Below are 7670 nucleotides of genomic sequence, written 5' to 3' on the forward strand. Positions count from 1 at the left end.
CGTCGCGCTACATGAGCACGATGTCGTACTGTTCCTGACTCAAATTCGACTCCACCTGCAGCGAAACCGGCTTGCCGATGAAGTCGATCAACATGGCGAGATGCTGCGACTCTTCCTCGAGAAAGAGGTCGATGACCTGCTGTGAAGCGACCACGCGAAACTCGCGCGGATTGAACTGCCGCGACTCGCGCAGAATTTCACGCAGCACGTCGTAGCAAACGGTGCGCGCGGTCTTCACCTGGCCCTTGCCGAGGCAAATCGGGCAAGGCTCGCACAGCACGTGCGCGAGCGATTCGCGCGTGCGCTTGCGCGTCATTTCCACGAGCCCCAGCTGCGAGAAGCCATTCACGGTCACGCGCGTGCGGTCGCGCGAAAGCGCCTTCTTCAGCTCCCCGAGCACCTGGTCGCGATGCTCGACGTTCTCCATGTCGATGAAATCGATGATGATCACGCCGCCCAGATTGCGCAGGCGCAATTGCCGCGCGATCGTATGCGCCGCTTCGAGATTGGTCTTGAAGATCGTGTCGTCGAAGTTGCGCGCGCCGACGTAGCCGCCCGTGTTCACATCGATGGTCGTCATCGCCTCGGTCTGGTCGATCACGAGGTAGCCGCCCGACTTGAGGTCCACGCGGCGCGAGAGCGCGCGCTGGATTTCGGCCTCGATGTTGTAGAGATCGAACAGCGGCCGCTCGCCCGAGTAGTGATGCAGCTTCGGCAGCACGGCGGGCGTGAATTCGGTGGCGAACTCGGTGAGCTTCTGGAACGTTTCGCGCGAATCGACCTGAATGCGCGAGGTCTCGTCGTTCACGAAGTCGCGCAGCACGCGCTGCGAGAGATTCAGGTCTTGATACAGCAGGCTCGTGGCGGGCACGCGCTGCGCCTGAGCGAGTATCGTCGCCCACGTTTTGCGCAGATACGCGACGTCCGCGGCAAGCTCTTCGCTCGTGGCGTCTTCGGCGATCGTGCGCACGATATAGCCGCCTTTTTCGTCGGCGGGCAGCACGGCCGTGAGGCGCGCGCGCACCGCTTCGCGCTCGGCCTCGCTCTCGATCTTCTGCGAGATGCCGATGTGCGGTTCCTGCGGCAAATAGACCAGCGTGCGGCCCGCAATGCTCACCTGCGTGGAAAGCCGGGCGCCCTTCGTGCCGATCGGATCCTTCACGACCTGCACCATGAGCGATTGCCCTTCGAACACGGTTTTTTCGATGGGCTGATGATGCACGGGCGCATGCGCTTCGCCGGCAATGCGCGGATGCCAGATATCGGCCACATGCAGGAACGCGGCGCGCTCGAGACCGATGTCGATGAACGCGGACTGCATGCCCGGCAGCACGCGCACGACCTTGCCGAGATAGACGTTGCCGACGCGCCCGCGTGACAGCGTGCGCTCGACGTGAAGCTCCTGTACTGCGCCTTGCTGGACCAATGCGACGCGCGTCTCCTGGGGCGTGACGTTGATCAGGATTTCTTCGTTCATGGTTTGTTCTAGAAGTCGATGCCCGCGGCGCGCAGGAGGGCGGCCGTTTCGAATAGTGGCAAACCCATGATACCCGAATAGGACCCGTCGATTCGCTCGACGAATTCCGCCGCCCGGCCCTGTATGCCGTATGCGCCGGCCTTGCCGAACGGCTCGCCGCTCGCCACGTAACGCGCGATCGCGGCGGGCATCGCAGGGGCAAAACGCACGTGCGAACGCGAGACCGTGACGGGCAGACAAACCCCTTCGGCATTGACGACGGCCACCGCGGTGAGCACTTCGTGCTCGCGTCCGGCGAGGCGCTCGAGCATCGCATAGGCTTCGGCTGCATCGTGCGGCTTGCCGAGAATATGGCCGTCGATGGAGACTGTGGTGTCGGCGGTGAGAATCGGCGCGTGCTGGTGCGCACCCGCGACGAGGCGCGCGCGGGCGGCGTCGGCTTTCGCGGCGCACACGCGCTCGACATAGACGGCGGCTTGCTCGCCGGGCAGCGCGGTTTCGAGCGCTTCGGCGTCTTCGTCGGGGCGCGGCAGCAGCAGCTCGAAGCGCACGCCGAGCTGTTGCAGCAGCTCCTGGCGGCGCGGGCTCTGCGAGGCGAGATAGACGAACGGATAGGGCGCGTTGGTGGGCATCGGAGCGTCTTTGTCGTTACGGACTTCGGGTTGACGTGCGCGCCTGCCATTCCGGGCTCAAGCGGGGGCGCAAGCGGGGCGCCGGCGCACGACGAAAAGCGGCGCGGGCGCGCTTTAAACCTGCATCACACGCGATGATAGGGGTGATTCTGCGTGATGGTCCACGCGCGGTAAAGCTGCTCGGCGAGCAGCACGCGCACCATCGCATGCGGCAGCGTGAGGGAGGACAGGCGCAAGAGCGTGTCGGCGCGCGACTTGAGTTCGGGGTCGAGGCCGTCTGCGCCACCGATCAGGAACGCCACGTCGCGGCCGTCCTGCTGCCACAGCGGCAGCGCCTTGGCGAGCTGCATCGTGGTCCAGTCGCGGCCGCGTTCGTCGAGCGCGACAATGCGCGCGTTCTTCGGCAGCGCGGCTTCGATGCGCGTGCGCTCGGCCGCCATGACGCTTTCGGCGGACCGGCCCGACGAACGCTGCTCGGGCTTCACCTCGCGCAGCTCGATGCGCAGCTCCGGCGGCATGCGCTTCGTATATTCCTCGAAGCCCTCGGCGATCCAGTCCGGCATCTTGTGGCCGACGGCGACGATATGCAGTTTCATCGTGCGGGTCGATTGTCGTTCGCGAACGCGCTGCGCTTACTTCGCGGTTTTACGCGCAGCGCTCTTGCGCGCGGGCTTCTTGACGGCCGGCGCGGCTTCTTCGTCTTCGTCCTCGTCGTCCATCGGCTCGCTCGGGCGCGCACCCACGAAGCCCGTATTGGCCGTGAGCTTCACGCGCACCGGCTTGTCGCCCCAGATTTCCTCGAGGTTGTAGTACTGGCGCAGCGCGGGCTGGAGGATGTGGACGACCGCGTCGCCGCAATCCACGAGCACCCATTCGCCGATGTCCTCACCTTCCGTGCTGATGATGTCGCCGCCCGCTTCCTTGACCTTCTCGCGCACGCTGTTGGCGAGCGCCTTGGTCTGGCGGTTCGAAGTGCCGCTCGCAACGACCACGCGGTCGAACAGCTCGGTCAGATGGCTCGTGTTGAAGACGCGGATGTCTTGTGCCTTGACGTCTTCGAGACCGTCGACGATGGCGCGTTGAAGTTTGCGGATGTCCATAGTTACCCGTGATGCAGATAGAGATGATGTTGAAGGATATAGTCCCACACGGCCGCGGGAAGCTTGTCGGCGGCGGTGCCGCGACGTTGCCCGCGTGCCACGCAGGCCGGCAGGTCGCGCCGGATTTCGGTCGCCGAAACGTCGAGCGCGAGCGTGTCGTCGACCAGCAGGTGCCCGTGCGGCGTGGTCGCAAGCGCGCCGGCGCCTGCACGGCGCGCGGCGGCTTCGCGCGCGACCTCGGGCGGCAGTGCGGAAAAATCGAAGCCCGGGCGGCTCGCCACGCCCAGATGCGCGAGCGCGAAAAGCTCGCGCCATTCGTGCCACGAATCGAGGTGCAGCAGTTGATCGGCGCCCATTAACAGCGTGAGCGCCGCTTTTGCGTTGCTCTCGCCGTTGACGTCGCGCCTCGCGCGCCAGCGGCGCAGCGTGTCGACCGTGTAGGTCGGGCCGTTGTGCTCGATCTCGTCGGCGTCCACCGTCACCGTCACGCCCGGCAGCGCGAGCGAGGCAGCGGCGGCACGCGTCATGGCGAGCCGATGCTGCGCCGCGGTAACGTCCGGCTTCTGCCACGGTTGCCCGGCAGGCAGCAGGATCAGTTCGTTGAGGCCCAGCACGCGAGCAAAATGGCGCGCGAGTGCGAGATGGCCCTCGTGGATCGGATCGAAGGTACCGCCGAGCAGCCCGACGCGCCGTTCGAGCGCGGTGGGCGGGACGGTGAAAGCTTGCGTCACGGCGTCAGACCCAGTCGCGCACGGGCAGGAAGTCGCTGTAGAGGCGCGCTTCCGGCGTGCCCGGCTGCGGCTGCCAGTCGTAGCGCCAGGTGGCGCCCGGTGGCATCGACATGAGGATCGATTCCGTGCGGCCGCCGCTTTGCAGGCCGAAATGCGTGCCGCGGTCGCAGACCAGATTGAATTCGACGTAGCGGCCGCGCCGGTACGCCTGGAATTCGCGTTCGGCTTCGCCATAGGGCGTTGCGCGGCGCTTTTCGATGACCGGCAGATACGCCTTCAGGAAACTGTCGCCCACGCTCCTGAGCATGGCGAACGCCTCGTCGAAGCCGCCGGCGGCGTAATCGTCAAAGAAAATCCCGCCCACGCCGCGCGCTTCGTTGCGGTGCTTCAGGAAAAAATACTCGTCGCACCAGCGCTTGAAGCGCGGGTACAGGTCCGCGCCATAGGGCGCGAGCGCGTCGCGGCACACGCCATGAAAGTGCTGCGCGTCTTCCTCGAAGCCGTAATAGGGCGTGAGATCCATGCCGCCGCCGAACCAGAACACCGGCGCCTCGCCCGCCTTGGTGGCGAGCAGCATGCGCACGTTCATATGCACGGTCGGGCAATACGGATTGCGCGGATGCAGCACGAGCGAGACGCCCATCGCCTCGAAGCCGCGGCCGTTGAGTTCGGGGCGCGCCGCCGTTGCCGAGGGCGGCAAGGCGTCGCCGGAAACGTCGGAAAAGCCGATGCCCCCGCGTTCGAAGAACTCGCCGCCTTCGATGATGCGCGTGCACCCGCCGCCGCGCAGCTTCTCGCCAGGCCCGCGTTGCCAGTTGTCGGTGGCGAACGGCTTGCCGTCGAACGCGCCGAGCGTGTCGGCGATCTGCGTCTGCAGGCCGGCCAGCCAGGCGCGGACGGCGGCGCTGTCGGGGTAGGCGCTGTTAGGGGTGTTGGTCATCGATGAAATGGGGACGGCAGCGCGCGGGCACTGGAATCGGTTATTCGTCGCGTTATTCGTTGGGTTATTCGGATAGACCGCCCGGGGCGGCCTGACAGCGGCAGTGTAGCGCCGATTGGTGCGACGCCCGGCGCCAACGGCGGCCGCGCGGGCTGCCTGTCGCGCGCGTTTCGGGCTGCTGCGCGGTGGATGGCGTTTCGGCGCGCAAGCGGCCAGACAAAAACGCCTGAGAGCGCCGTTGCGTAGCGGCCACGGCACGTAGCCAGGCGGGGCTCGCATAGCCGCCCGCTTCGTTTGGGGCCGCATCGAAGCAGGCGGCCCCAACCAGGCGCTGCGCTTACTGCTTGCGCCCCGCGGCGCGATAGCCGATGTCGTTGCGATACTGCATGCCGTCGAACGAGATGCGGTTCACGGTCTCGTACGCGACGTTCTGCGCGCTGCGCACCGAATCGGCGAGACCCACCACGCACAGCACGCGGCCGCCCGAGGTCAAGAGTTTGCCGTCCACCCTCTGCGTGCCCGCGTGGAACGTCACCGAATCGGCGGTCTCCGCAGGAATGTCACTGATGCGGTCGCCCTTGCGCGGCGTGTCCGGATAGTTGTGCGCCGCGAGCACGACGCCAAGCGCCGTGCGGCGGTCCCATTCGAGCTCGACCTGGTTGAGCGTGCCGGCAATGGCGTGCTCCACGACCTTCGAGAAGTCACCCTTCAGGCGTGCCATGATCGGCTGCGTTTCGGGGTCGCCCATGCGGCAGTTGAATTCGAGCGTCTTCGGGTTGCCCTGCGCGTCGATCATCAGACCGGCGTAGAGGAAGCCCGTGTAGCGGATGCCTTCCTTCTCCATGCCCGCCACGGTTGGCAGGATGATTTCGCGCATCACGCGTGCGTGCAACTGCGGCGTGACGATCGGCGCGGGCGAGTAGGCGCCCATGCCGCCCGTGTTCGGGCCCTGGTCGCCGTCTTGCAGGCGCTTGTGGTCCTGGCTCGAGGCGAGCGCGAGCACGTGCTTGCCGTCCACCATGACGATGAAGCTCGCTTCCTCGCCTGCGAGGAACTCCTCGATCACCACGCGCGCGCCGGCGTCGCCGAGCTTGTTGTCGGCGAGCATCATGTCGATGGCCTGGTGCGCTTCTTCCAGCGACATCGCCACGACCACGCCCTTGCCGGCTGCGAGGCCGTCGGCCTTGATGACGATGGGCGCGCCGTTCTTTTCGACGTAGGCGTGCGCGGCCGTGGCGTCCGAGAAGGTCTCGTAGGCGGCGGTCGGGATGTTGTGGCGCTTCATGAACGCCTTGGCGAAGTCCTTCGAGCTTTCGAGCTGCGCGGCTTCCTTCGACGGGCCGAACACCTTCAGGCCGCGCTGGCGAAACACGTTGACGATGCCGGCCGCGAGCGGCGCTTCCGGACCGACCACCGTCAGGGCGACGCCTTCGCGCTCGGCGAAATCGGCGAGCTCGTGGATATCCGTGATGTCGACGTTGGCAAGCCGCTCGTCCTGCGCGGTGCCACCGTTACCGGGTGCGACGTAGACGAGCTGCACGCGCGGCGCCTGCGCGAGCTTCCACGCCAGCGCATGTTCGCGGCCGCCAGAACCGACGACGAGTAACTTCATGAGAATCCCCGAAAGACCAAGACCAGAAACAGTTGCGGCCGGCGCACAGTGCGCCGGCCGTGAAAATCGCAAGCAGGAGGCGGGGCCAAAACAGACCTCGACGCGGCCTCCCGGGTCGACGCCTTATTCCTCGGCGATCGACGCGTTGGTGTACACGTCCTGGACATCGTCCAGGTTTTCGAGAGCGTCGAGCAGCTTTTGCATCTTCACGGCGTCGTCGCCCGTGAATTCGACCTCGTTCTGCGGCTTCATGGTGACTTCGGCCATTTCGGCCTTGAAGCCCGCGGCTTCGAGCGCGGTCTTGACCTTCGTGAAGTCGAACGGCGGGCAGACCACTTCGATCGAGCCGTCATCGTTCGTCACGACGTCGTCGGCGCCCGCTTCGAGCGCGGCGTTCATGAGTTCGTCTTCGGGCGTGCCCGGCGCGAACACGAACTGGCCGACGTGATCGAACATGAACGCGACCGAGCCGTCCGTGCCCATATTGCCGCCGAACTTCGAGAACGCGTGGCGCACTTCCGCGACCGTGCGGGTGCGGTTGTCGGTCATCGTGTCGACGATGACGGCCGCGCCGCCGATGCCGTAGCCTTCGTAGCGGATTTCCTCGTAGTTCGCGCCGTCCACGCCGCCCACACCGCGCTGGATGGCGCGGTTGATGTTGTCCTTGGGCATGTTGGCGTCGTACGCCTTGTCCACAGCCAGACGCAGGCGCGGGTTCGAGTCGATGTCGCCGCCGCCCATGCGCGCCGCGACCTGGATTTCCTTGATGAGCCGCGTCCAGACCTTGCCGCGCTTCGCGTCAGCAGCAGCCTTCTTGTGCTTGATGTTGGCCCATTTCGAATGACCCGCCATACCTTTCTCCGTCTCACGCGCCATGCGCGTGCAGTGTGCAATGTGCTGTTGTCGTTGCGATGTTCCCGGGCGCGGCCTTCGCGCGTCGTTCGCGCGGCGCGCGTGATTTTTGCGCGTGCCTCGCGCGTCACGCCCGCGTAGCACCACGTGCCGGCAGGACGGCACGCAGCGCCCGTTCAGGTGGATCTGAATTTTATCACGCCGGGACCGACCGGCTTCGCCTGCCTACGTAACGCAACGCCGGACGATGGCCGGTTACGCCGCCCGCAGGGGGTGCTAAGGGGGCGGCGTAACCGGCCATCGTCCGGCGTTGCGTTACGTAGGCA

8 protein-coding genes are annotated in these 7670 nt (G+C 66.2%); all 8 read right to left on the bottom strand.

Annotated features, from left to right (window positions below; translation table 11 throughout):
* Window positions 1-7 precede the first annotated feature (7 nt).
* The 8 genes from rng to M3I56_RS22250 all read right to left on the bottom strand — a co-directional run bounded on the left by rng (window position 8) and on the right by M3I56_RS22250 (window position 7344).
* Window positions 8-1477: a ribonuclease G gene (gene rng, locus M3I56_RS22215; protein WP_028205722.1), complete on the bottom strand. Its 1470-nt coding sequence runs from the start codon at window positions 1475-1477 to the stop codon at window positions 8-10.
* A gap of 8 nt (window positions 1478-1485) precedes the next feature.
* Entirely contained in the window at window positions 1486-2109 is a 624-nt protein-coding gene (locus M3I56_RS22220; protein WP_254355832.1) for a nucleoside triphosphate pyrophosphatase, read from the bottom strand.
* A gap of 125 nt (window positions 2110-2234) precedes the next feature.
* Entirely contained in the window at window positions 2235-2705 is a 471-nt protein-coding gene (rlmH, locus tag M3I56_RS22225; RefSeq protein ID WP_254355833.1) for a 23S rRNA (pseudouridine(1915)-N(3))-methyltransferase RlmH, read from the bottom strand.
* Between the two features lie 36 nt (window positions 2706-2741).
* Window positions 2742-3209, bottom strand: a complete 468-nt coding sequence (gene rsfS / locus M3I56_RS22230; protein ID WP_254355834.1) for a ribosome silencing factor — start codon at window positions 3207-3209, stop codon at window positions 2742-2744.
* A 2-nt stretch (window positions 3210-3211) separates the two neighbouring features.
* Window positions 3212-3940, bottom strand: coding sequence for a nicotinate-nucleotide adenylyltransferase (locus M3I56_RS22235; protein ID WP_254355835.1), 729 nt, complete (start codon window positions 3938-3940; stop codon window positions 3212-3214).
* A 4-nt stretch (window positions 3941-3944) separates the two neighbouring features.
* On the bottom strand, window positions 3945-4880 hold the full coding sequence (gene hemF / locus M3I56_RS22240) for an oxygen-dependent coproporphyrinogen oxidase (RefSeq protein ID WP_254355836.1): 936 nt from the start codon (window positions 4878-4880) through the stop codon (window positions 3945-3947).
* A 337-nt stretch (window positions 4881-5217) separates the two neighbouring features.
* Window positions 5218-6492: a phosphoribosylamine--glycine ligase gene (gene purD, locus M3I56_RS22245; RefSeq protein WP_254355837.1), complete on the bottom strand. Its 1275-nt coding sequence runs from the start codon at window positions 6490-6492 to the stop codon at window positions 5218-5220.
* Between the two features lie 123 nt (window positions 6493-6615).
* Entirely contained in the window at window positions 6616-7344 is a 729-nt protein-coding gene (locus M3I56_RS22250; protein WP_028205715.1) for a YebC/PmpR family DNA-binding transcriptional regulator, read from the bottom strand.
* Between the last annotated feature and the right edge of the window lie 326 nt (window positions 7345-7670).

It is taken from the genome of Paraburkholderia sp. CNPSo 3281, assembly GCF_024206515.1.
Taxonomy (GTDB): Bacteria; Pseudomonadota; Gammaproteobacteria; order Burkholderiales; family Burkholderiaceae; genus Paraburkholderia; species Paraburkholderia nodosa.